Below are 21,832 nucleotides of genomic sequence, written 5' to 3' on the forward strand. Positions count from 1 at the left end.
CGTTTTGTTTTGCCCATACTCGCGAAATGCTCGTCCGACTGATAAGGTAACCGAATCATGGCGCGCGAAGAAACCGTCGTCCGGTTCGAAGACGTTTCGTTTGAATACGGGCACAACAAGCCGATCCTCGAGGAGGTGAATTTCGGCGTGCGCACGGGTATGAAGGTCGCGGTAATGGGCCAGAACGGCGCGGGGAAGACGACGCTCTTCGAACTTATCGCGGGCACCAAGTCGCCCGAGAGCGGACGCGTGCTCCTTTCTTCCGGCGCCACCATCGCCACCGCGAAGCAGGTGATACCGCGCGGGGACCTTGATCTTAGCGTCCGCGCCTTTTTCGAGAAGTGCTTCCCGAAGAAGGTATACGACATCGACCCCAAGATTGAGACCGTACTTGATGCCGTAGGCCTCAAGGCGCCGCTTGACCGCACTCTTCGCACGTTTTCCGGCGGCCAGCAGGCGAGACTCCTCCTTGCTTACGCGCTTATCCAAAGCCCCGACATCCTCCTTCTTGACGAGCCCACGAACAATCTCGACGCGGGCGGAATCAGGCACCTGACGGAGTTCCTCACCGGATACCCGAAGACCGTGGTCGTGATCTCGCACGACGCGGAGTTCCTCAACGCCTTCACCGAAGGCGTCCTCTATCTCGACGCGTACACGCGGAAGGTCGAGCAGTATTTCGGAAACTATAACGACGTACAGCGGGACATCGAGGCCCGCATCGAGCGCGAGAACCGCAAGAACGCGCTGCTCGCCAAGGAAATACAGGCGAACAAGGACAAGGCGAACTTCTTCGCGCAGAAAGGAGGCAAGATGCGGCTTGTCGCGAAGAAGATGCGGAACCTCGTCGAGGAGATGGAGGAAGAGAAAGTCGATGTGCGAAAGGAAGACAAGACTATCCGGCCCTTCACCATTCCCGCCCAGCAGGGTCTTACCGGGGAGATTCTCAACATCAGTTCCTTCATGCGCACGAAGAATCATAAGGCGGTGAAGCACAAGGCGCGGGTGATTCTCTCCCGCGGCCAGCATCTTCTCGTTAAAGCCCCGAACGGGTACGGGAAGACGACGCTTCTTGAAGCGATCGCGTCGGGGAAGGCGGAAGGAGCGAATGTGCAGGAAGGAGTGAAGATCGGCTATTATCGGCAGGATTTCTCGACGCTCAATTTCGAACACACCGCATACGAGTCGCTTATGAAAGGAATGGGCCAGCCGGATGAGCAGAAGCTCCGGGCCGTCGCCGCAGGCTTTCTCATTACGGGCGAGGCGCTCAAAAACAAGATCGGCAGCCTCTCGGAAGGGCAGAAGGGCCTGGTCGCGTTTGCGGGGCTGGTGCTTTCCTCGCCCGGCCTCCTCATCCTCGACGAGCCGACGAACCATATCAATTTCCGGCACTTGCCGGTGATTGCAAAAGCCTTAAGCGAGTATGCGGGCGCGATGGTGCTTGTCAGCCACGCGGAAGAGTTCATGGCGCAGATACGGATAGACGAGATTCTTGATATGGAGAAATAACCCCGTCGGATTCTGTCTATAAAATGCCCCTGAATAAATGAACCGTATGGCCAACCGGAATCCCTTGATGGTAGAGCTCCGCGGCTTCTCCCGCGGAGACCTTGAAAGGAGTGAGTAGTTTCTTCACTTCCTCGCCGCTTACCTGAAAGGATGGATTCTCGATACCTGCCTGATGCAGCGCTTCTTTGCTTTCCGTATACCGATAGAAATCGAAGCTGGTACCATATGCCTCCTCAAGACGGTGATAACCCTCGAAATCTATGAGCGCTTCCGTTTGTTCCTTGAACCCCACCACCACTTCCTCCATACGGTATCCGCATGCGGCGAAGAGCTTCCGTACTTCTTCGAGCGGCATCCTGCCGCCGAGTTCCGTGATGATTGAACCCCCTTCAACAAGTATATTCTTCGCGCTTTGGAGAAAAGCATATTGCGCGCCAAGGGCCCATCCCAGGAATTCTTCCGGGGGATGATAGCCCTCGTACGTACCGACCATAAGGAACGTCCCCTTTTCCGCGCCCTTTGTCAGATCTTCTTCGCCGGTAGCGGGGAGATTCGGGATATTACCATGAACGAACTCGACTTTCTTTCCGGTCTTTTCAATAGGTTCGCAAAACGACCCGACGACAGGAGTGATCGTAAGATCTTTGTTCGTAATCGTATGGTGTAAGTTGTAGATCGTACCCTCGAGTATCCCTTCATCTATATCGGTGACGATGAGTTCTTTTACGTCTTGGTCGAAGATCCTGGCGATAGCGATTGCTTCTACCCCGCTGCAGATACCGACGATGCTAATGCGCTCCGGCTGACGTCCTTCTTGTTCGAGCATTGTCCTGAAATGCTTCATGCCTACTGCGGTGTAATAGGCCCAGTTGTCTTCGATATCGGTCTTGTAGGGATACATGCCGTCCGTCTCAACAATAGTTGTCGGAGTATCTCCGATGCCAGCCATATAAAGAAGCGGGGCTATATCCACTGACCGACCTTCAAGCGCATCAAGATTTTTCATATCCAAATATTATCCTGCCTGGTTGAGTTAATCCAGCCTTCACCTCCCGCGCGGTACAAAGGACGTATGCCAAACGCCATAAGCATCATCAAGCGGGACCATCGGGCGGTCGAGAAGGATTATAAAACCTATAAGCGGGCGAAGGACAAGGACCAGAAACGCAGGATCGCAGAGCGCATCTTCGACGCGCTCGACGCGCACGCGAAAATGGAAGAAGAGGTGTTTTATCCGGCGGTGACGGAAGCGGGAGGGCCGGAACTGCAGAAGATGATTGTCGAGGCGCTTGAGGAGCACGGCGAAATGAAGCATCTCGTCGCGCGTTTCCGCGCCCCGAACGCCGAGGAGCGGGCGGGAATGGGCATGCGCATCGACGAGCTTCTCGCGGGCGTGATGCATCACGTGAAGGAAGAGGAGAAATCGCTTCTTCCAAAATCCGCACGGGCGCTCGGAAAAGCCCGTATCACGGCGCTTGGAGAGCGGATGGAGCCAATGTCGCCGAGCGCGAAGCTTCCGAAACCCTAGCCACGCCGCCGCATACGGCGCGGTATACTGGGCATAGCCTTATCCATTATCGCCCGCCGTATGGAAAAACCCGCCTCAACGCTTTGGACCGGAGTCGTCGTGCTTGCCGTCGCGATCCTCGCCGCTTTTCTCTATGCGTACTCGATGCATCAGCCGCCGGCGTTCGTGATGCCCGGCGGAGAGAGCGTTTCGTATTCCTGCGGCGGACAGAAAGGGATCGCCGCGGCATACGCGAGTTCGACCGTTGCGCTCGCGCTTTCCGACGGGCGGAGCATAAACCTGCCGCAAGTCCCGTCGGGCTCCGGCATACGGTACGAGGGCACGGCGGAGGATGGGAGCGATATCACGTTCGTCTCAAAAGGCGACAACGCGTTTCTTGAAGAGAACGGATCGGTGACGTACTCGGACTGCCTTGCGGGTACGAGCGCCGCTTCCGCTTCGGGGACGCTTTTCACCGACGCGGGCAAGACCTTCAGCTTCGAATACGCTCCGCCGATTACGGTTTCCGGCGGGGGAGTCGGCTATTCGACGGACTGGATGGTGAACGCGACGGCTTCGGGCCTCGTGCTCGCGGTCGCGACGCTCCCGGATTCCTTCGAGCCTTCGACCAATTTCCGGGGAGCGAAACTCACCGTCGGCACGAGCGCGGATCCTTCGGCCGTCGCGACCTGCCTTACTTATGAACCGACCGGGGGACCGGCGGCAACGACCACTACCTCGCTCATCAACGGCACGTCCTACCGGGTCCTCCATACAAGCGACGCGGGCGCCGGGAATTTCTACGAGACGACGAGCTACCGCACCGTACGTGATAACCAGTGCTATGCGATCGAATACACCATCCACACTACCAACATCGGCAATTATTCGCCTGACCAGGGAATCACCGCCTATGATCAGGCGAAAGTGACGCATCTCCTCGGCGACGTGGTGCAGAGCTTCAGGTTCCTCGCGCCCGGCTCATAAGATGAGGCTCACGCTCGCGATCGTGCTCCTTGAGCTCGCCGTCGCGGCGCTTCTTTTGTGGGGTGCCGGAAGTTTCCTGTATCGCGCAAGCATTTCGCTCGGGCTTGTGCGCGCCGCAAAACCCTTCGAACTTGGCGGAACTAATTATGCCAAGACGCTTCTCGTACTTGGCGACAGCACGGGCGTCGGGGTCGGTGCCGCAAGGCCCGAAGAGACGGTCGCAGGGCTTCTTGGGAAAGGCATCGGAGCGACATACGTCGAGAATCATGCCGTATCGGGCGCGGTCTCGAAGGATCTCAAAAAGCAGATGGCACAGACGAAGCTCGGCCGCTACGACGCGATACTTCTCCAGATCGGCGCGAATGATATCATCGCCTGGCGAAGCGCCCCGGATACGGCAGCTACGCTCGCGCCCCTGCTTGAGGAGCTTTCGAAACGAGGCGGCCGCGTCTACTGGATGTCCGCGGGGAATGTGGGCGGGGCGACCATCTTTCCGTTTTTCCTTCGCCCCTTCTATACCGCACTTAACCTGAAATATCACTCGGCCTTTGCCGCGCTTGCGCAGGAAAAGGGAATTACGTACGTGAATTTATATACGCCGCCTGCCAAGGATCCGTTCGCAAAGCATCCGGAAATATATCTTGCCAAGGACGGCCTCCATCCTTCTTCCGCGGGCTATGCGCTCTTCTACCAACGCCTTAAGGAAAGCGCAGGTATACAATAGCGGCATATGGAAGCGGCGGAATACGGCGGAGGGGCGCTCTCATGGCTTCGAACATGCGCATGGTATAGCGGAGGATTGGTAGCGGTTCTGGCGCTTCTCATTCTCCTCGTTCCGATCGGAATGCGGGAGAGCACCGCGCCGTATATTTATACGTCGATCGAAGGCGCGCCGGAGGTCGAGACCGCGCTCGTGCTTGGCGCCTCGGTCATTCGCGGCGAGCCGTCGCCGATTCTTGAAGCCAGGACCGACAGCGCGATCGAGCTTTATAAGGCGGGGAAGGCGGGGAAAATCCTGGTCACGGGCGACAACGGCGCGCTCAATCACGACGAGGTGACGCCCGTCAGGAAATACCTCATCGACGCGGGGGTCGCCGCCGAAGACATCTTCCTCGACCATGCGGGATTCGACACCTACAGCAGCATGTACCGCGCGCGAAGCGTGTTTGGCGTGACTTCCGTGATCGTGGTGACGCAGGATTTCCATCTTCCGCGCGCGGTATTCATCGCGCGCGCCCTTGGCCTTCCCGCCTACGGCTTCCCCGCACGCGAGGAGCGCGGTACCTTCTATAACTATCTGAGGGAAGTTCCGGCGTCCGTAAAGGCGGCGCGGGACCTGCTTATGCGCCGCGTTCCCGAATATCTGGGCCCGGCAATTCCCATTTCGGGAGACGGTTCGACGACGTGGTATTAACTCTTCATGAACCCTTCAGGCAGGCAAGGTATACTGGAGCGCGAGTGCGTATAGATTACCGGACCTAACTCTTACTTCTACACCAACATGACCAAATACCTCAGTTCTCCGGCGCTGGCCCTCGCGCTCGCGCTTCTCGCTGTAACTCCGGCAGCAGCGGCAACCATTGACGTTGACGCTTCCGGAAGCACGGCCGCAGGAAGCGCCGTAAGCGTTTCTTCCGATTCATCGGCAGGAGCAAGCACCGATATCGTCACACCCGTTAAGGCGGACGTGCAGGTAACGACTTCGCAGGCTGTCGTGCAGCCGGGAGCCCGCGGCACGACGACCGGGAGCGGTACTATCGACACAGGCAGCGGAATGCAGGGCTCGGTTTCCGCAGACGGCGGCGTACAAGCCGGTCTCGGCATCCTGAACGTCACCCGCGCGAACGCCGACAGCATGCTGTCGGCAGGCGCGGAGGTTGGTAGCTCAGGGATGGTCAGCGACCGCCAGAGCCTCTCAACCTACGCGGCGGCTACGCTTAAGGGCGACACCGATCTCGAAGGCGTGGAGTTTTCGGGCGATCACGTGGCCGTAAGCTATAAGGAACGGGCTCATCTCTTCGGCTTCATCCCGCTGTGGGTTACGGCCCGCGCGCAGGCGAACGCCGACGGGAGCGTGAAAGTCTCGTACCCGTGGTACGGCTTCCTTATGTCGACCGCGTCCGATGACATAGAAGCGCAAGTCAAGGCTGATGCGACCGCGACGCTTTCCGGAAGCGGAGCGTCGGCAATGCTCTCTGCGACGACACAGGCCAAACTCTTCGACCAGCTCCGCCGCGCGATGAAAGCGGCGCATGACACGGAGGTAAGTGCGGATGTTGACGCAAGCGCGAGCGGCAGTGCGGCAAGCGGCTACTAAATCCCCGAAGTTCATAAAACAACACGGCGCCTTTGGCGCCGTGTTGTTTTCATAGTGGTACACTGCCTCTATGACTTCCTCCAAAGCGGCCCGGGCCCTTTTCCTTCGAAACGTGATATTCGGCGTCGAAGACAGCCTGGTCTCGACCGTGGGGCTCCTCTCCGGCATTACGCTTGGCGCGACGCCGCGTTCCATCGTCCTTCTCACGGGCCTCGTCTATGTGTTCGTCGAAGGGTTCTCGATGGCGGTGGGGAGTTTCCTGTCGGAAGAAGGCGCGCAGGAGTATGCGGGTAATAAGAAGTCGGCGCTCGGAAGCTCCATCTTCGGCGCGTTCGTGATGCTCGTCTCGTTTGTGATTGCCGGGTTCATTCCGCTTATCCCGTACATCCTCCTTGCCGACCAGAGCGCCATCTGGGTATCGGTCGCCGCTTCGATCCTCGCGCTCTTTCTTCTTGGAGTTGCGGGAGGGAAGCTCGCGGGTACGGGGATGATAAGCCGGGGGCTTCGCATGGCGCTTCTTGGAGGCTTCGCGATCGCTATCGGCGTTCTCGTATCTCATTTCTTCAGGGTATAAGGCCCCGGCCTCATTAATGGTGCTTGCGTTGAAATTAATTTTCGTTCGCAGTATAGTAAGTGCATATGGCAGTTAATGAAAAAAGACAAAGGGTCAATTTCACCGCTACAAAGATTATTTCAAAGCCTGCGGTAATTCGTTTCCAAACAAAAAATGGGCAATTGGTGACCTTCAAGGGACATAAGGACATACCCGCGCCCGTTCGTGTGAGTTTTATGAGAAAGGGAAGATAGGATATGCGCCTACGGGCATTGAAACCCGAGATTGTTCATATCGAAGGAAATGCCTTGGTTCCGGCCAAGGCCGTTTCTTATGTGCTCGATGCGAACGGGAAGATCGTCGAAACGGTTAAACCGAGAACCCATGCATTTGAGAACGAACTAAAGGCGAAAATGAGAAGTGAACTCAAAGGAATCTCTCTATTCCCTACGAAGAATAAAGTATTTGTATCGATTATATGCGGACTTAATTCCAGCCATGAATATGAGAATCTTGACTTGGACAACAGAGTGAAAACCATTCTGGATGCATTGAAAGAGGTAGTATATGAGGATGATAAGCAGGTTAAGGTCTTACTGGCCGACAAGATATTTTTAAAGCACAAGCCGGAGAGCTACTTTCAGTTCAGTATCAAAGTGTTGGACGAGAAGACCGAGCGATTGTTATACAGGCATCTGTCGAAGATAGGCAGGTAAGACACAATATTCCGATTCGAGATACTTCTTGAGAAAAAGAACCTGAGTCGGAGACGACCATGCTCCAATGTCGTCTTCCCAACTGCCACCTTCGCTTTCGCTGTTATGCAGGGTCAGCGAACGGATGCGTGCTAACTCGGGCCGTTTCTACCTGCGTGGGCAGTCCGCGCGTTCCGATGTCTTTCGCCAAGCATAGGAGTCTGCCATGGCGACTGGTTTCGCTTCCCACAGACGACCGCCCGGCGACATTTCCACCTGCTCTTAATTCCAAGGAGATTCGAAATGTCGCTATTTGTTTATAAGACGGGCGTCCATCGGATAGATGGACGCCCTGATCAGTTTCGATACTCGTCGTAGATCATGCGGTCAGATGCGCGATTTCTTCCTCAAGTTGGCGACGGCGCTCCTCGATTACTCCCTGTCGCTGTTCGAGTGGAAGGACGCCGCCTGCCATCGCCTCCCTCGTTCTCCCAACCAATTCCACAGCGTCCTCAAAACCGATGATGCGTTCGATGAGAGCCCGTTCTGGCGACGGGTTGGGGAGGAACACTTTCCACGAACCGCTCATGCGCAGCCCGTCGAGGCCGGTAATCCATTCCGGTGTGCTGTCGGCACGGAAGAGGCGGAAGTACGCTGTGGGACGCGGCTGTACTACTCTGTCTGCCGCAAAAAGCGCGTCTTTCCACGGCACGCCATCGGCGTCGACCGGCCCCATTTGGAAGGGAAGTGCAGCCAGTGCTTCATTTAGCTGCTTCTGCATCTCGTCAAGAACCTGGCCGTTGCGCACGTGCTGAAAAGGAACTTGCTCCGGGAAAGTCCACGGAAACTCGGAAAGGTCGATGATCGGATAGCTTTCCTTATTCCCCTTCATCTCGCCATGATAGGTGCTGCCCGTCCACAGGCTTTCGCCGTCGCGCACCAAATCGGTCCGCACCGACGAGCTGCTGACAGACTCTAGCTTTGCGGACAAGTGGATCGGGGCGAACGCAGGATCGCGAGTGCCGCGATTGATGAAGTGAAGGATCATTTCCTTCGAACTCGCTATGGTTGTCATGGATTGTTCTCCCTAATGGGCTGCCACCGTGGCAGGGTCACCCGACGGAACTAAAACACAATCCATCCTCTTTTGCAATCCGCAGGAGAGATGAGCGCACGGTCGGCGAGAATGCTATCCTAAGGGCATAGAAGTAACCGATACGTATGCATACCGAAGACAATGACTTCCTTAAATACCTAACGCCGATCGCCGTCGTCCTCGCAGGCGGGCTGATCGCGCTTGCGGTCTTTTACAATGGAACCGGAGCGGGCACCACTACCAATGGCCAGCCGCAGGCGGCAGCCGTAAACATCAAAGACGTGAATATTGAAAACGAGCCGTTCATCGGCGACGCGAACGCGCCCGTCACCATCGCCGAGTGGTCCGACTACCAGTGCCCGTACTGCAAGCAGTTCGAGGAGCAGACACTGCTCCAGATCATCAAGGACTATGTCGACGCGGGGAAGGTCAAGGTCGTCTTCAAGGCGTATCCGTTCCTCGGTGCCGACTCCGATACCGCCGACATGTATGCCCGCTCGGTCTGGCACCTTTATCCGGCCCAGTACTTCGCCTGGAGGAACGCCATGTTCGCCGCGCAGGACGCGGAGGACGACCAGGGATTTGGCGACGCGGCATCGATCGACAAGATGAATGCGACCGTCGCGGGCCTTGATGCCGCAAAGATCGCCGCGGACGTGAAGGCTAACGCCCCGGCCTACCAGGCCGAGATCGACGCCAACAAGGCGGAGGCGGCGAAGCTCGGCATCTCGGGCACGCCTGCCTTTATCATCGGCAAGACCCTCCTTCCGGGCGCGTATCCGTACGCGAACTTCAGGCCGCTCATCGACGCGGAGCTGAAATAACGGAAAAGGGATCGACTTCCAACCTTTCACAAGTCGCCGCTTGCGAATTGCTGACACGAGTCAGGGTGTATCCCTCAAAACCCATGAAATTATTCGGAGAATAACCAGCAAAAAGAGCAGCAGCCTCGGCTGCCGCTCTTTTGCTATACCGTTTCTTCCGGAACCGCCTTAAGTTTCTTGAATCTCGCGTGGCCTATGAAGAAGGCGATTCCCGCGACGAGAAGCACGATAGGCCAGCGGAAAACTCCGAGCCAGCCGAAGGTGAAGAAGCCGAAGAGGTAGGCGATCGTGAACAGCACCACCGACCACAGCACGTCCGAAATGAAGACGATCGGCGCGAACCGCTTCCACGGCACCCCGAAGAATCCGCAGGCGAGGAATATCGGAAGCCGGAAACCCGGAAGGAAGCGGGCCGTAAGCACGGTCGTCAGGAGTTCGTCGTGGATCCAGTTCTTGAAAGGGGCAGCGCGCTCGTGCTCGACGAAGCTCTGGAGCCAGGGATGGGTCCTGGCATAGCTTCCGATGCCGTAGAAGAGGAAGTCCGTGACCGCGACACCAAAGATTACGGCGGGCACCGCGACGAGCGGGGAGATATAGCGGTCCGCGGCCATCACCCCCGCAAAGACGACCGATACGTCCTCGAGGAGCATGCTGCCGAGGGCGATAAAGAGGGGCAGGTACCCGCTGTGCGCCCCCGCCTCGAGCATGTGGTGGATAAGGAACGAGAGATGCATTGTTTTTATATTACCTTGATATCACTGGTATATCATTCTAACGTTCTTTACAAACACCTCATTCATACCTGTTTGAAATTTTCTAGTTTTAGTAGATTCTCTTTCCGTTGAACAGAACTAGTCCCTTATAAGCGTTTGCATTCCTTATAAGGAGATAGTACACTTTAAATATGAACAAGGAAAAGATTAAAGGAGAGTCATCTAGGGATAGATTTAAGCGTTTAGCAACGCTTCGTACCAACGGAGTACTCAGTCGGCTTAAAATACTTGGAAATTGTTCCAATCGTCATGTCTATGAATACGACGAGGAAGATATAGATAAAATCTTTTTTGAAATTGAACGCAAACTTAAGGAAGTAAAGGCTAAGTTTCATTTTCCAAAGCAGCGTGATTTTAAATTATAGAAACTATGTCGCGGCCTCTAAAAAATAGAGAAGTCTTTTCGAAACTACTCAGCGCAGTTTCTTCAGAAGAGATAGCGTCTTTAATCGAAAACGAAGTCTTTTTTAAACCAGAAAATTGCAGATGGATTCCTTATGGAAGACGTGAGCTGAATGCCCCACAGATCGAGGGACAAATGAAAAGCTCAAGTAATGCGTTGGTAGAAAAAATCACCAATTCAACAGATGCTCTCCTAATGAGGCGATGCTATGAAGTCGAAGGGGTGGCACCTAATAGCGAAGACAAACGATTACCCAAGACTCTTTCTGAAGCAATTACAAAATATTTTGGAAGCGAAGAAGAAATAAATAAAAATCGAAGCGCATGGGCAAGACAGCATCTCATGGTTTTGGCTGAGGGTGATAAAAAGAGGCCAACAATTACTGTTATTGATCGAGGCGAAGGACAAACTCCCAATAGAATTCAGGATACAATCGTTGGCTTGAGCGAGAGCATAAAGGAGAAAATAAATTTTGTTTTTGGTAAATACCATCAAGGAGGGTCAGCCGCTATACGTTTTGCAGGTAGCAAAGCTAAGTGCTACCAGCTTGTCCTGTCCCGGCGCGCGGAGAGTATTGCCGATAAAGGTAAAGAAAATCCGTGGGGATTTACGTTGGTAAGGAAAAGTTTTAAAAACAGAGTTCCTTATTACGAATACTGCACAGACAAGGATGAAAACACCTTTTCTTTCCCGTACGATAAACCAATAAAAATTGATGGTCTGGAACTGGACTTTATCGATGGGTCACTTATCCGTATGTACGATTACTACTTGGATAATCCATCAAATATCACTTTCGGGTTTCATTCACTGGCCTTCGATTTTGATCAAAAGTTACAGAAACCGCCACTCCCTATCTTTCTGCAAGATAAGAGAGGATGGAAAGGAGACACTAAATATACAATTGCAGGCTTACTAAGGCGAATTGAGGATAATAAAAATATTATCAGCGATGATATTACCCTTCCTGCAGGTTTAGGAGAGATCGGAACTCGCAATATCCGCTGCATTCGCTTGAAGCATATAAGCGATGCGGAAGGAGTAAAATCCTATAAAGAATTAAATCAGAAAATATTCTACCTGGAAAACGGTTTGGCTTTGGGATATGAGACCGAATCTTTTGTGCGAACAGATTGTCAGCTTCCCGCTCTGGCCCCCTATCTCCTCTGTTATATCGATATGTCTGATATTCCAGTTGAGTTGGTAAATATCTTTCACTCTGGAAGAGAAGAATTGGCTCGAACCGAGGATTATCACATCTTAAAAGATCGCCTAAAAAAGTTCTTTGAGAATGAAGTCTTTGAGAAGTGGGATAGAGAATACCAAGAAAAAAGCTTGATCAATTCCAATGAGGATAATAAGGAACTCGATAAGCTCATTGAGAAGGCCATCGTCGATGATCCGGAACTCAAGGAGTTACTGGGTATTGGTGAAGAAATCAAGATCCCGAAGGGGAAAGAGGAGAATAAGGAGAAGTACATTGGCGAGGAACATCCAAAAATGTTTGAGCTTGTAGGGAGTCAACCAAAAGAGGTTGATAAATCTTCTTACGCCCTTATATCTTTTAAGACCGAGGCAGAAGATAAACTCTTTACTAGAAAAAAGAGCCGCTATTATATTGATTGGTCCAAAGATTCAACCATCCTTGATGTGGTGGTTCGTAGTATGAATAAAGGTATTGTGTCTTTGCGCGTGGATTGCAGGGAACATGCCAGCGTTGGCGATCAGGATAAGATTACTTTCACTCTGCTGGATTCTGAAAAAGTAAAAAAGTTTGAACAAATCGTTACATTTAACGTAATTGAAACACCGCCTTATGAAGGTTCATATTTCCCAACGTACTTTAAGCCATTGAAGAAAACGCTGAAGATTCCATCGAAAACAAACAAAAAGTTTAGTTTTGCTACAGACGTTGCAAATGATTATTTCTCCAGAGAGGATGATCCTGGATTGTTTGAATTTGAAGATCGTGATGATCTGCGTTTAAAAAAGTCCCGTTTAAATGATGGCGTTCTCGAAATTACCTTTTATGCCGCTACTGAAAAGTTGGGGAAACTACCGGATGCTAAAGTAGTAATTAGCGATACTTCAAATCATACGTTTGATATCTCTATACCCATCGAGATCGTCTCTCCCGAGGAGAGTTCCAGGCTTAACGAACCAAAGAGAAATCCTGTATATGAAAGAGACTGGCCCACTCACGGCTGGGATGAACATAGTATTGCCAGTGTTGATTCGTCCAGGACACAAGGCTTAATAGTAAATTTGAACGTAGATTCTAAGCCCTTGAAGGATTTAAAGAAAATGGTTGGCCTTGATAAAGTCGGAAGCGCAGAGAATAAATATATTGCCGATATTTACATTTATTCCCTCTATCTTTATTTTGAACTAAAAAATGATCCTGACAAGGATCGGGTTCTAGGTTCTGCAATGAAGGCTATTGGGAAGGCCCTTCCCGGAATGATAAGAAAAATCATTTAATTCTTCTCCATTACGACTATATATTCAAATTCATACGCACGAGTTTTTGAAGGATTGTCCATTCCAGTAAACTTTCCGCTTTCAGTATCACGCCACGGAGTTATCATTTTATTTGGTATTTCCCGCTTAATAAAGTCTACGTTCGTAAAACCAGCGGCCTGCATCTGTTCTGCCGCCACCTGTGCGTTCTGAATTTCTACACCCCGAAGACTTGTGTTTCCAATAATTACGCAAGCCTTCCCGCCCTTCTTAAGAATTCGATGAGCCTCGGCGAAGACTTTTTTCATATCTAGGAAGTAATTAGCAACGTCGATAGCAAGCGGGCGTTCAACTAGCATGAGATCGTCGACAATTTTCGCCCCTATGATGCTATTAAAATTGCCGGCCTTTTTGGTCTTTGAACTCGTACCAATAAAAGTTCTGCGAAAATCTATGAAACTATTACTGAAGTGATGCCATTTCTTGAAGTGTTTAGCATCGTCCCCGAACCACAGCAACGTAAGCTGATGAAGATCAGCATACTCATAGGAAGTCACATAAGGCGGAGAAGTCACTATCAAGTCGATAGATTCGGATTTAATTGGGAATGTTTTGGTCGAATCTCGACGATACATTTTTGTCGGGATGCTGATGCGTTTTGCTTCAGCTAGGTTGTTGTAAAATAAATCATTCTTTCTAATCATTGAATCCAGATGTCGAAGAAAGGACTGTTTAGGGACCGGTATGATCTTGTCTTTGTCAACTGTCGGCTTGATACTTTTCATTAACCATCGAGAGCAGTTTTTCAGGTTATGTGAGAAAGCGCACAAGAAAAATCTACGAACGTGCGGACTCTTAATTTTCTTTATTGCAAAGTAAATTCTATCGAGCTCAATAACGGTTTCCGCATCGAACCAATAAGTAATTCGAGCATGATGTGGGCGAGAGACGCTCGGAGCTGCATCATAGTATTCCAAGAATCTCTCTTTATGATTTGCAAGTGTACGCGGCTTAATCGCGGTGGTCTTTGTTTGAGTGATTAACTTCGCAACTGGATTTATATCAAAGCCGATACTCGGATGTCCTAGTAACTTTGCTTCCACCAAAGTCGTGCCACACCCACCGAATGGATCACAAACGACTTGTGTAGTATGCGGCGCGTAATCTTCAATCAATTTACGAACAATTTGCGGAATAAACTTTGCCGGGTAACGATGATAGTCGTGGGAAAAGGCAGTAGTTTGTGAGCGACCAATATCTCGAAAAGACCACTCTTCACGCGGTTGCAGGCTTAAAAAAGTATTTCGGATGTTTTCGATATCAACAGTGGCCATACTAAGAGGTAGTATAAGGGCAGGCCGGAGACGATTCAAGCACATGTCGTGTGTTCTTTGGCCCGGAGGAGCCACAGCAGATTCCGAAGTACATACAAGCGGTATCTTCGGTTTATTCGATAATTATCACCACGCGCGTATAATGGCTGCATGGCTAAACGGAAAAAGGACTCAGAGATACATATGCCCGTCGATGTCGTCGTGTACCAGGCCAAAAGCGGAGCTATCGAGCTGCGCGGCGATTTCAGCAGGGAAACGGTCTGGGCGACGCAGGCACAGATTGCAGAGGTTTTCGGCGTTGAGCGATCCGTCGTGACCAAGCACATCCGGAATATTCTCAAGGACAAGGAACTTGAGGAACGTTCAGTACGTGCAAAACTTGCACATACTGCCGGGGACGGCAAGACGTACCAAGTCGAGCATTATAACCTCGATGCCATCATTTCCGTTGGATATCGCGTGAACTCAAAGACAGCCACGGCGTTCCGCCAGTGGGCGACGAAGACCCTGCGCTCGCATATCGTCGAGGGCTATACGATCAACCGCGCCCGCGTCGCGAAGAACTACGACGCGTTCATACGCGCGGTCGGTGAGATCAAGGCGCTTTTGCCCTCCCGTGCCGCGATCGGGGACGCAGGCGTCCTTGAGCTTGTCGCATTTTTCGCAGACACCTGGCTGTCGCTCGATGCGTACGATCGCGAGCGCTTCGTCCCGGTCCGCACGACCCGCAAGAAGGTCGCGCTTACCGCCGACATCCTCATGCGGAGCGTCTCGGTCCTTAAGTCGGAACTCATCGCGCGCGGCGAAGCGTCGGAACTCTTCGCCGCCGAGCGGGAGGTGAAGGCCCTTGAAGGGATCGTCGGCAACGTCTTGCAGTCGTTTGGCGGAAAAGAGCTCTATCCGAGCGTCGAGGAGAAGGCGGCGCACCTTCTTTATTTCATCGTGAAAAACCATCCGTTCGCAGGCGGCAATAAACGCACGGGCGCATACGCGTTCGTCTGGTTCCTTGACCGTGCGAAGGTACTGGACCGGGAACGCATTACCCCGAGCGCACTCACCGCGCTCACGCTGCTCGTCGCGGAGAGCGATCCGAAGGAGAAAGAACGCATTACCGGCCTCGTGACGATGCTTCTCGGGCTCTCAAAGAAATGACGGGTATATGACGCAAGGCGAAGCGCTCAATATCCTCAAGACAGGCGCGAACGTCTTTCTCACGGGCGAGCCTGGGAGCGGCAAGACCCACACCGTAAACGAATATGTCGCATGGCTCCGTTCCCATGACATCGAGCCCGCGATCACGGCTTCGACCGGGATAGCCGCCACCCATATCCAGGGAATGACGATCCACTCATGGAGCGGCATCGGGATAGCGGAATCGCTGTCGGAAGCCGATCTCGACCGGATCGCAAGCAAGGAGCACGTCGCGCGGAGAATCGCGAAGACGCATGTTCTCATTATCGACGAGGTGTCGATGCTATCGGGCGAAGTGCTCCGGATGGCGGACCGGGTATGCCGGGAAGTGCGCAGAAGGCCGGAGCCGTTCGGCGGGCTGCAGGTGGTTCTCGTGGGCGATTTCTTCCAGCTGCCGCCCGTGACCCGGGGGGGAAAGGAAGTAAGCTTCGCCTTCGATTCGCCTTCGTGGCGGGAGCTCAACCCGATCATCTGCTATCTCACCGAACAGCACCGGCAGGACGACGCGAAGTTCACCGCCGTGCTCTCGGCGATACGCGCGGGAGACTGGGACCAGTCGCATGTTTCGGCGATCACATCCCGCGAGACCGACGGCGACGAGCTCGGGGACGAGACGCCCCGGCTCTTCACGCACAATGCGGACGTGGACCGTATCAACGGCGACAAGCTCGCGGGCATTAAAGGAAACGCGAAGACGTACGAAATGGAGTCGAGCGGATCCCCGGTCCTCATCGAGGCGCTTAAGCGCGGCTGCCTTTCGCCCGAAACTCTTACGCTTAAAGAAGGCGCGATCGTGATGTGCACTAAGAATAACCAGGCCGCGGGATACGTGAACGGGACCCTGGGAACCGTGATCGGCTTCTCGACAGGCTGGGGCGCCTCCGCGAGCCCCATAATCGAGACGAAAGACGGCCGCGAACTCACCATAGAGCCCGCGGACTGGGCGGTCGAAGAAAACGGCAAGGTACGGGCGAAAGTAACTCAGGTGCCGCTCCGCCTTGCCTGGGCGATCACGGTCCACAAAAGCCAGGGGATGAGTATGGACAGTGCGGCTATGGACCTCTCGAGGGCATTTGAATACGGGCAAGGATATGTGGCGCTCTCGCGTGTACGGTCGCTCGACGGACTCCACCTCCTTGGCTGGAGCGAGGAAGCGCTCAGGGTACATCCGGCCGTGGCCGCGAGGGATGCGGAATTCCGCGAGGCTTCGCTTGAAGCGGGCGCGGCATTTTCAGCGCTCGAAGAAGACGGGAGCCGTGAGACTATGGAGCGCAATTTCATCAAGGCCTCGGGCGGCACGCTTGAGGCGCGGGAAGCGGGGAAGCCCAAACCACCAAAGAGAAGCACGTACGAAGAAACCCTCGCGCTTATCGAAGCGGGGAAGACGATCGAGGGAGTGGCAGCCGCCCGCGCGCTCACGTTCGGCACCATCACGGACCACGTGGAGAAGCTCGTGAAGGGCGGGAAGCTCGATACGGAAGACGTGCGGCGCATTATCCCGGTCAGACTCCACGATGCGCTCCCGGATATTTTCGAGGTATTCCGGGCCGTGGGCGCAGAGAAGCTCGCGCCCGCATTCGCGCGGCTTGGGAGCGAGCACGGCTACGACGACCTGCGTCTCGCGCGGCTTCTCTATGAACGAAAGTAGCAAATCGGATTTGTTACGATATACGCATACATGTATCGCACGCTAACAAACATCGGCGTCATAGTAGTCGCCTTCGTTCTCCCGCGCATCGTCTCCGCGCACGAGATGTACGTGCTTTCCGCCGAGGAAGTACGGACGGCGCTCGCGTCTCCTTCCTTTGACATGCTCGCGGTGCTGCAAGCCGACCTCATGCATTTTATCTATTGGGCCTGCATAGGGATGGCCACGGTTATCGCCGTCTTTTTCGTTTCCGTCTCAAGGAGCCTCGAGCGCCGGTGCGATCCGTTCTTCCTGCGGGTGCGGCGCTATGCAGCGCCCGTCGCCCGCATCACCATAGGCCTGTCTTTCCTCGCCGCCGCCTATTACCAGGCGACCTACGGCCCCGAGCTTCCGCTTTCGGCCGCGTACGGCGCATACGCGTCCTTTGCGACCGCTCTTCTCGTCCTTATCGGCGTCCTCACCATTCTTGGTTTCTATGTGCGGTTTGCCGCCCTTGTTGCGCTCCTTTTCTTCGCATACGCGGCATACCGCAACGGCATCTATATGCTCACGTACGCGAACTACCTCGGCGAGATACTCGTGCTTCTCATCCTCGGAAGCCATCACGGGGCAAGCCCGAAGGTCTGGCTCAAGGGCGAGTTCGGGAAGCTCGAGCATATGTATGTGCGGTTCGCAAAAAAACTCGCGCCATATTCTTTTGCGGTGCTCCGCATCTGCTTCGGCATCTCGCTCCTCTATTCCTCGCTCTATGCGAAGATCCTCCACAACAACCTCGCGCTTACGGTCGCGAACCTGCCGCTCCCCGGCCGGGTCATAAGCGTCGCGGGAGCGCTTGGCTTCGAGCCTCATTTCCTCGTCCTTGGCGCGGCCATCATCGAGATAGTGCTCGCGCTCTTCTTCATCTTCGGCATCGAGCTCCTTTTCACCTCGTTTTTCCTTCTGTTCTGGCTTATGCTTTCGCTCCTTTATTTCGGCGAGGCGGTCTGGCCGCACATCATCCTCATCGGGCTTCCGATAGCATTCATCCTCTCCGGATACGACAAGTACAGTCTTGAGGGGAAGTTCTTCAAGAAGAAGGGCGGCTGGGAACCGGTGTTGTAGGGGGGTTGAATTCTAGCTTGAAACGCAACAACCCGTATTGAAAAGCGCATACCCGCAGGTACGCTAGGAGTGTTGAATCACCTAAGCACCAACGGGTATGCATACACACAATACGCGCGACATGCGCGTTTCGCTAGGCGCGCTCCTGCGCGCTGGTGTGAAGAAAGCTGGGATCGCGCGGCAACTGGGCGTCCACCGCTCGACCATCTCAAGGGAGTTGAAACGGAACGCGAAGAAGAACGGGCGGTATCACGCCACGCACGCGGACGTGCGTGCGAAGGCACGCCGCATGAAGAGCAAGGAGGCGGGACGCCTCCTTGCAAACAATCAGCAGTTGGCTGACCTTGTCGAGGCACTCCTTGACCCACTCGTCTCTCCAGAGGTGATCGCACACCTTCTCGACATATCGCACGAGACGATATACGCGTGGCTATATCGCACCCGTCCTGATCTGTTGGCTCGTCTGCCGCAGCGAGGAAGGAAGCGCCGCCGATATGGCTCAAAGCGTACGCAGAAACAAGGATGGACCAAGAACGTGCGTTCCATTGAGGAGCGCACAGAACCTGGCTGGGAGGGCGATACCGTCAAAGGCGCAGGTCGTGAACGCATCCTCACCCACGTGCACCAGAGCTTGTATCTCGTTGCCGACCTAATCCCGAACGGCACGGCAGATGTCGTGCATGCGGTACTGAAGTCGCATCAGAAAGTCACCGGGACCATCACGTACGACCGCGGGAGCGAGTTCGCACTCTGGCAGTTCATTGAACGTGATACCGATGCCACCGTGTACTTCGCACACGCACACCATCCGTGGGAGCGCGGGAAGAACGAGAATACCAATGGCCGCCTGCGGCGACCATTCCCCAAACGGCTGAACCTGGGTACCATATCCAAAGACGACCTTGCGGACGTGGTGGACCTCATGAACCACACGCCGCGGAAGTCTCTCTCCTGGCAGACCTCGTGCGTGCGCTTTGGGAAGGCGTGTTGCGTTTCAGATTAGAATTCAAGGGGTCCTGTTGCGAGGATAGGCTATCTGTCGTATATTCAAGAGAACGGCCCGCGGGCCATTTTATTTTCATGGAAATCCGAAACATCGCCATCATCGCGCACGTGGACCACGGCAAGACCACGCTCACTGACGCCCTCATGCGCCAGACGGGGGCCGTGTCCGACGCGACGGTGTCGATGGACAACAACGCGCTCGAGCGCGAGCGAGGGATCACCATCTACGCGAAGAACACTTCGATCGAATACAAGGGAACGAAGATCAATATCGTCGACACCCCGGGACACGCGGACTTCGGCTCGGAAGTGGAGCGCGTGCTCCGCTCGATCGACTCGGTGCTTCTCGTCGTCGACGCCCAGGAAGGGCCGATGCCCCAGACGCGCTTCGTGCTCAAGAAATCGCTTGAACTCGGCCTCAAGCCGATCGTCGTGCTTAATAAGATCGACAAACCGGCGGCTGATGCGGCGCGGGCCGAAGAGCAGGTTTTGGAACTCTTTCTTGAGCTCGGAGCCTCAGATGAACAGGCCAATTTCCCGGTCGTATACGCGATCGGCCGCGAAGGCGTCGCGATGCGCAAACTTACCGACGAGAAGAAGGACCTCAGCCCGCTTCTCGACGTCGTCCTTGAGCACGTGCCTGCGACCTCTTCAACGGAGCTTTCCACGAAACCTTTGATACTCCAGCCGTTCAACCTCGGCTATGACAACTTCCTCGGCCGCATGGCCGTGGGCCGCATATACGAAGGAACGGTGCATCCGGGCGATGCCGTATTTGTCAAGAAGCCCGACGGCGCGACCAGGAGCGGCAAGCTCACCAAGGTTTTCACCTTCGTCGGTACCGAAAAGAAGGACGTTCCCGAGGCGGTTGCGGGCGACATCGTCATGATCGCCGGACTGCCGGATATTTTCATCGGAGAAACCGTTACGACGAACGCGGATCAGGCTCCGCGTGCGGCAATCTCCATCGACGAGCCCACCATCACCCTTAACTTCCTCGTCAATAACTCGCCGTTCGCCGGGAAGGAAGGGAAGTACGTGACGAGCCGCCAGCTTCGCGAATACCTCGAGCGCGAGCTTGAGGTGAACGTCGGGCTCAAGGTCGACTTCATCTCCCCCGACAATTTCAAGGTCTCGGGCCGCGGCGAGCTCCATATCGCCATCCTCCTTGAGAACATGCGCCGCGCCGGGTATGAAATGCAGGTCTCGCAGCCGCAGGTCATCATCCGCGAAGAGAACGGCGTGAAGCTCGAGCCGTTTGAGGAAGTGATCATCGATACCCCGAGCGAATATCAGGGAGCGATCATCGAGCGCCTCGGTACCCGCGCCTTCGTCCTCCAGAACCTCGTGCAGCACGACCAGAGCGTGCGCCTCACGCTCCTTGGCCCGACGCGCGGGCTTCTCGGATACCGGAACCAGTTCGTGATCGATACGCGCGGGGAAGGCATTCTCTCTTCGAGAGTCGTCGGATTCCAGCCGTACGCGGGCGAGATCAAGAAGCGGCAGGTGGGTTCGATGATCTCCATGGCCGGGGGAAAGACGCTCGGTTACTCGCTCGCGACGCTCCAGGAGCGCGGTGTGCTGTATGTCACTCCGGCAACGGAAGTGTATGAGGGCCAGGTGATCGGCAACACCTCGAAGGGCGAGGAGATGATGGTGAACCCGACCAAGGGCAAGAACCAGTCGAACGTCCGCTCTTCGGGCACCGATGAGGCGATCAGCCTCGTGCCGCCATTCCTTATTACGATCGAGCGCGGACTCGAGATCATGGCCGAGGACGAATATCTCGAGATCACTCCCGAGAGCGTGCGCCTCCGGAAGCAATTTCTTACCGAGAACGACAGGGCCAAGGCGAAGCGGACGGATATCAAATAGATCGCTCATTTCCGGGTTTTAGAGAATCTTTATCTCCCGGTGGTATACTGTCCGACATGATTTCTGACGAAGATATCGTCAAGCTCAAGAGAGAATTCGCTCCGGTCTTCGCCGGTCGGGAAGAATTTCTTGAGGTGAAGGCCGATGTCGGAGTGCTTAAGGTCGACGTTTCCGTGCTCAAGACCGATGTTGCCGTACTTAAGACGGATGTTGCCGAGCTTAAGACTGATACCGCGACCCTCAAGACCGACGTCGCAGAACTTAAGGTCGATGTCTCTATTCTCAAAACCGACGTGGCGGACCTCAAGGTCGAAGTCGGAGAGATTGCCGATAAAATGGATACACTCCTTACGATGACGGACAAGATCGTGGGCGGACTCGAACATGAACGGATGGAGAACGCCGCGGGCAATGAAATACTGTTCCGTCATACTCGCCAGATACAGGAACTTGCGCAGAAAACAGGCACCGCTCTTTCGGAATAGTTCTTCATCATTTCTTCCTGAAGGGAGGGTACACTAGAAGGGTGTGCCACAAGACTTACCCGCATTAAA

Annotated in this window: 22 protein-coding genes; 18 read left to right on the forward strand and 4 right to left on the reverse strand. The window is 54.4% G+C overall.

What is annotated here, in order from left to right; all coding sequences use genetic code 11:
- Positions 1-57: 57 nt before the first annotated feature.
- The gene (locus WDN10_05070; protein ID MEJ0054058.1) at positions 58-1,509 is read left to right on the forward strand and encodes an ATP-binding cassette domain-containing protein; all 1,452 of its coding nucleotides are present in this window, start codon (positions 58-60) and stop codon (positions 1,507-1,509) included.
- Between the two features lie 16 nt (positions 1,510-1,525).
- Here WDN10_05070 and WDN10_05075 read toward each other — a convergent pair whose 3' ends face one another.
- Positions 1,526-2,515: a hypothetical protein gene (locus tag WDN10_05075; protein MEJ0054059.1), complete on the reverse strand. Its 990-nt coding sequence runs from the start codon at positions 2,513-2,515 to the stop codon at positions 1,526-1,528.
- A gap of 66 nt (positions 2,516-2,581) precedes the next feature.
- On the opposite strand from WDN10_05075, the gene WDN10_05080 reads away from it, so the two are divergent.
- From WDN10_05080 to WDN10_05115, 8 genes are all read left to right on the forward strand, one after another.
- On the forward strand, positions 2,582-3,037 hold the full coding sequence (locus tag WDN10_05080; GenBank protein MEJ0054060.1) for a hemerythrin domain-containing protein: 456 nt from the start codon (positions 2,582-2,584) through the stop codon (positions 3,035-3,037).
- Between the two features lie 60 nt (positions 3,038-3,097).
- Positions 3,098-4,003, forward strand: a complete 906-nt coding sequence (locus tag WDN10_05085) for an MliC family protein (protein ID MEJ0054061.1) — start codon at positions 3,098-3,100, stop codon at positions 4,001-4,003.
- Between the two features lies 1 nt (position 4,004).
- Positions 4,005-4,727, forward strand: coding sequence for a GDSL-type esterase/lipase family protein (locus WDN10_05090; protein MEJ0054062.1), 723 nt, complete (start codon positions 4,005-4,007; stop codon positions 4,725-4,727).
- A gap of 6 nt (positions 4,728-4,733) precedes the next feature.
- Positions 4,734-5,417: an ElyC/SanA/YdcF family protein gene (locus WDN10_05095; protein MEJ0054063.1), complete on the forward strand. Its 684-nt coding sequence runs from the start codon at positions 4,734-4,736 to the stop codon at positions 5,415-5,417.
- Between the two features lie 87 nt (positions 5,418-5,504).
- Entirely contained in the window at positions 5,505-6,320 is an 816-nt protein-coding gene (locus tag WDN10_05100; GenBank protein ID MEJ0054064.1) for a hypothetical protein, read from the forward strand.
- A gap of 70 nt (positions 6,321-6,390) precedes the next feature.
- Positions 6,391-6,894 carry a VIT1/CCC1 transporter family protein gene (locus tag WDN10_05105; GenBank protein MEJ0054065.1) on the forward strand — a complete coding sequence of 168 codons (504 nt, stop codon included), beginning with the start codon at positions 6,391-6,393 and terminating at the stop codon, positions 6,892-6,894.
- A 65-nt stretch (positions 6,895-6,959) separates the two neighbouring features.
- A complete protein-coding gene (locus WDN10_05110) occupies positions 6,960-7,127 on the forward strand; it encodes a hypothetical protein (protein MEJ0054066.1) in 168 nt (55 codons plus the stop codon).
- Positions 7,128-7,130: 3 nt separating this feature from the next.
- Positions 7,131-7,589 carry a RusA family crossover junction endodeoxyribonuclease gene (locus tag WDN10_05115; GenBank protein ID MEJ0054067.1) on the forward strand — a complete coding sequence of 153 codons (459 nt, stop codon included), beginning with the start codon at positions 7,131-7,133 and terminating at the stop codon, positions 7,587-7,589.
- 358 nt (positions 7,590-7,947) lie between these two features.
- On the opposite strand, the gene WDN10_05120 is transcribed toward WDN10_05115, so the two are convergent.
- Positions 7,948-8,643: a hypothetical protein gene (locus WDN10_05120; protein MEJ0054068.1), complete on the reverse strand. Its 696-nt coding sequence runs from the start codon at positions 8,641-8,643 to the stop codon at positions 7,948-7,950.
- 146 nt (positions 8,644-8,789) lie between these two features.
- Between WDN10_05120 and WDN10_05125 the strand changes: the two genes are divergently transcribed.
- On the forward strand, positions 8,790-9,488 hold the full coding sequence (locus tag WDN10_05125; protein MEJ0054069.1) for a thioredoxin domain-containing protein: 699 nt from the start codon (positions 8,790-8,792) through the stop codon (positions 9,486-9,488).
- Between the two features lie 143 nt (positions 9,489-9,631).
- Here WDN10_05125 and WDN10_05130 read toward each other — a convergent pair whose 3' ends face one another.
- Positions 9,632-10,222 carry a VTT domain-containing protein gene (locus WDN10_05130; protein MEJ0054070.1) on the reverse strand — a complete coding sequence of 197 codons (591 nt, stop codon included), beginning with the start codon at positions 10,220-10,222 and terminating at the stop codon, positions 9,632-9,634.
- Between the two features lie 170 nt (positions 10,223-10,392).
- On the opposite strand from WDN10_05130, the gene WDN10_05135 reads away from it, so the two are divergent.
- Together WDN10_05135 and WDN10_05140 are read left to right on the forward strand one after the other, a co-directional pair.
- Positions 10,393-10,626, forward strand: a complete 234-nt coding sequence (locus tag WDN10_05135; GenBank protein MEJ0054071.1) for a hypothetical protein — start codon at positions 10,393-10,395, stop codon at positions 10,624-10,626.
- A gap of 5 nt (positions 10,627-10,631) precedes the next feature.
- Complete coding sequence (locus tag WDN10_05140) at positions 10,632-13,145, forward strand: hypothetical protein (GenBank protein ID MEJ0054072.1); 2,514 nt, start codon at positions 10,632-10,634, stop codon at positions 13,143-13,145.
- Here WDN10_05140 and WDN10_05145 read toward each other — a convergent pair.
- Positions 13,142-14,458 (reverse strand): DNA methyltransferase, encoded by a 1,317-nt coding sequence (locus WDN10_05145; protein MEJ0054073.1) that lies wholly within the window; start codon positions 14,456-14,458, stop codon positions 13,142-13,144. The genes WDN10_05140 and WDN10_05145 overlap by 4 nt on opposite strands.
- A gap of 150 nt (positions 14,459-14,608) precedes the next feature.
- On the opposite strand from WDN10_05145, the gene WDN10_05150 reads away from it, so the two are divergent.
- The 6 genes from WDN10_05150 (at position 14,609) to WDN10_05175 (ending at position 21,763) form a co-directional block, all read left to right on the forward strand.
- On the forward strand, positions 14,609-15,610 hold the full coding sequence (locus WDN10_05150) for a virulence protein RhuM/Fic/DOC family protein (GenBank protein ID MEJ0054074.1): 1,002 nt from the start codon (positions 14,609-14,611) through the stop codon (positions 15,608-15,610).
- A gap of 7 nt (positions 15,611-15,617) precedes the next feature.
- Positions 15,618-17,297 (forward strand): AAA family ATPase, encoded by a 1,680-nt coding sequence (locus WDN10_05155; GenBank protein ID MEJ0054075.1) that lies wholly within the window; start codon positions 15,618-15,620, stop codon positions 17,295-17,297.
- Positions 17,298-17,327: 30 nt separating this feature from the next.
- Positions 17,328-18,398 (forward strand): hypothetical protein, encoded by a 1,071-nt coding sequence (locus tag WDN10_05160; GenBank protein ID MEJ0054076.1) that lies wholly within the window; start codon positions 17,328-17,330, stop codon positions 18,396-18,398.
- A 97-nt stretch (positions 18,399-18,495) separates the two neighbouring features.
- On the forward strand, positions 18,496-19,401 hold the full coding sequence (locus WDN10_05165; protein ID MEJ0054077.1) for an IS30 family transposase: 906 nt from the start codon (positions 18,496-18,498) through the stop codon (positions 19,399-19,401).
- 77 nt (positions 19,402-19,478) lie between these two features.
- Positions 19,479-21,278, forward strand: coding sequence for a translational GTPase TypA (gene typA, locus WDN10_05170; protein ID MEJ0054078.1), 1,800 nt, complete (start codon positions 19,479-19,481; stop codon positions 21,276-21,278).
- Between the two features lie 56 nt (positions 21,279-21,334).
- Positions 21,335-21,763, forward strand: coding sequence for a hypothetical protein (locus tag WDN10_05175; GenBank protein ID MEJ0054079.1), 429 nt, complete (start codon positions 21,335-21,337; stop codon positions 21,761-21,763).
- The last annotated feature ends 69 nt before the right edge of the window (positions 21,764-21,832 follow it).

The sequence above is a fragment of the bacterium genome (genome assembly GCA_037200965.1).
GTDB lineage: Bacteria > Patescibacteriota > Minisyncoccia > Phycocordibacterales > Phycocordibacteraceae > C7867-001.

Coding starts and splice junctions, on each gene's coding strand:
- WDN10_05160 (MEJ0054076.1), top strand. CDS start 17,328: ATGTATCGCACGCTAACAAACATCGGCGTCATAGTAGTCGCCTTCGTT.
- WDN10_05080 (MEJ0054060.1), top strand. CDS start 2,582: ATGCCAAACGCCATAAGCATCATCAAGCGGGACCATCGGGCGGTCGAG.
- WDN10_05125 (MEJ0054069.1), top strand. CDS start 8,790: ATGCATACCGAAGACAATGACTTCCTTAAATACCTAACGCCGATCGCC.
- WDN10_05135 (MEJ0054071.1), top strand. CDS start 10,393: ATGAACAAGGAAAAGATTAAAGGAGAGTCATCTAGGGATAGATTTAAG.
- WDN10_05130 (MEJ0054070.1), bottom strand. CDS start 10,222: ATGCATCTCTCGTTCCTTATCCACCACATGCTCGAGGCGGGGGCGCAC.
- WDN10_05115 (MEJ0054067.1), top strand. CDS start 7,131: ATGCGCCTACGGGCATTGAAACCCGAGATTGTTCATATCGAAGGAAAT.
- typA (MEJ0054078.1), top strand. CDS start 19,479: ATGGAAATCCGAAACATCGCCATCATCGCGCACGTGGACCACGGCAAG.
- WDN10_05165 (MEJ0054077.1), top strand. CDS start 18,496: ATGCATACACACAATACGCGCGACATGCGCGTTTCGCTAGGCGCGCTC.
- WDN10_05145 (MEJ0054073.1), bottom strand. CDS start 14,458: ATGGCCACTGTTGATATCGAAAACATCCGAAATACTTTTTTAAGCCTG.
- WDN10_05175 (MEJ0054079.1), top strand. CDS start 21,335: ATGATTTCTGACGAAGATATCGTCAAGCTCAAGAGAGAATTCGCTCCG.
- WDN10_05095 (MEJ0054063.1), top strand. CDS start 4,734: ATGGAAGCGGCGGAATACGGCGGAGGGGCGCTCTCATGGCTTCGAACA.
- WDN10_05090 (MEJ0054062.1), top strand. CDS start 4,005: ATGAGGCTCACGCTCGCGATCGTGCTCCTTGAGCTCGCCGTCGCGGCG.
- WDN10_05100 (MEJ0054064.1), top strand. CDS start 5,505: ATGACCAAATACCTCAGTTCTCCGGCGCTGGCCCTCGCGCTCGCGCTT.
- WDN10_05155 (MEJ0054075.1), top strand. CDS start 15,618: ATGACGCAAGGCGAAGCGCTCAATATCCTCAAGACAGGCGCGAACGTC.
- WDN10_05120 (MEJ0054068.1), bottom strand. CDS start 8,643: ATGACAACCATAGCGAGTTCGAAGGAAATGATCCTTCACTTCATCAAT.
- WDN10_05150 (MEJ0054074.1), top strand. CDS start 14,609: ATGGCTAAACGGAAAAAGGACTCAGAGATACATATGCCCGTCGATGTC.
- WDN10_05070 (MEJ0054058.1), top strand. CDS start 58: ATGGCGCGCGAAGAAACCGTCGTCCGGTTCGAAGACGTTTCGTTTGAA.
- WDN10_05140 (MEJ0054072.1), top strand. CDS start 10,632: ATGTCGCGGCCTCTAAAAAATAGAGAAGTCTTTTCGAAACTACTCAGC.
- WDN10_05105 (MEJ0054065.1), top strand. CDS start 6,391: ATGACTTCCTCCAAAGCGGCCCGGGCCCTTTTCCTTCGAAACGTGATA.
- WDN10_05110 (MEJ0054066.1), top strand. CDS start 6,960: ATGGCAGTTAATGAAAAAAGACAAAGGGTCAATTTCACCGCTACAAAG.
- WDN10_05085 (MEJ0054061.1), top strand. CDS start 3,098: ATGGAAAAACCCGCCTCAACGCTTTGGACCGGAGTCGTCGTGCTTGCC.
- WDN10_05075 (MEJ0054059.1), bottom strand. CDS start 2,515: ATGAAAAATCTTGATGCGCTTGAAGGTCGGTCAGTGGATATAGCCCCG.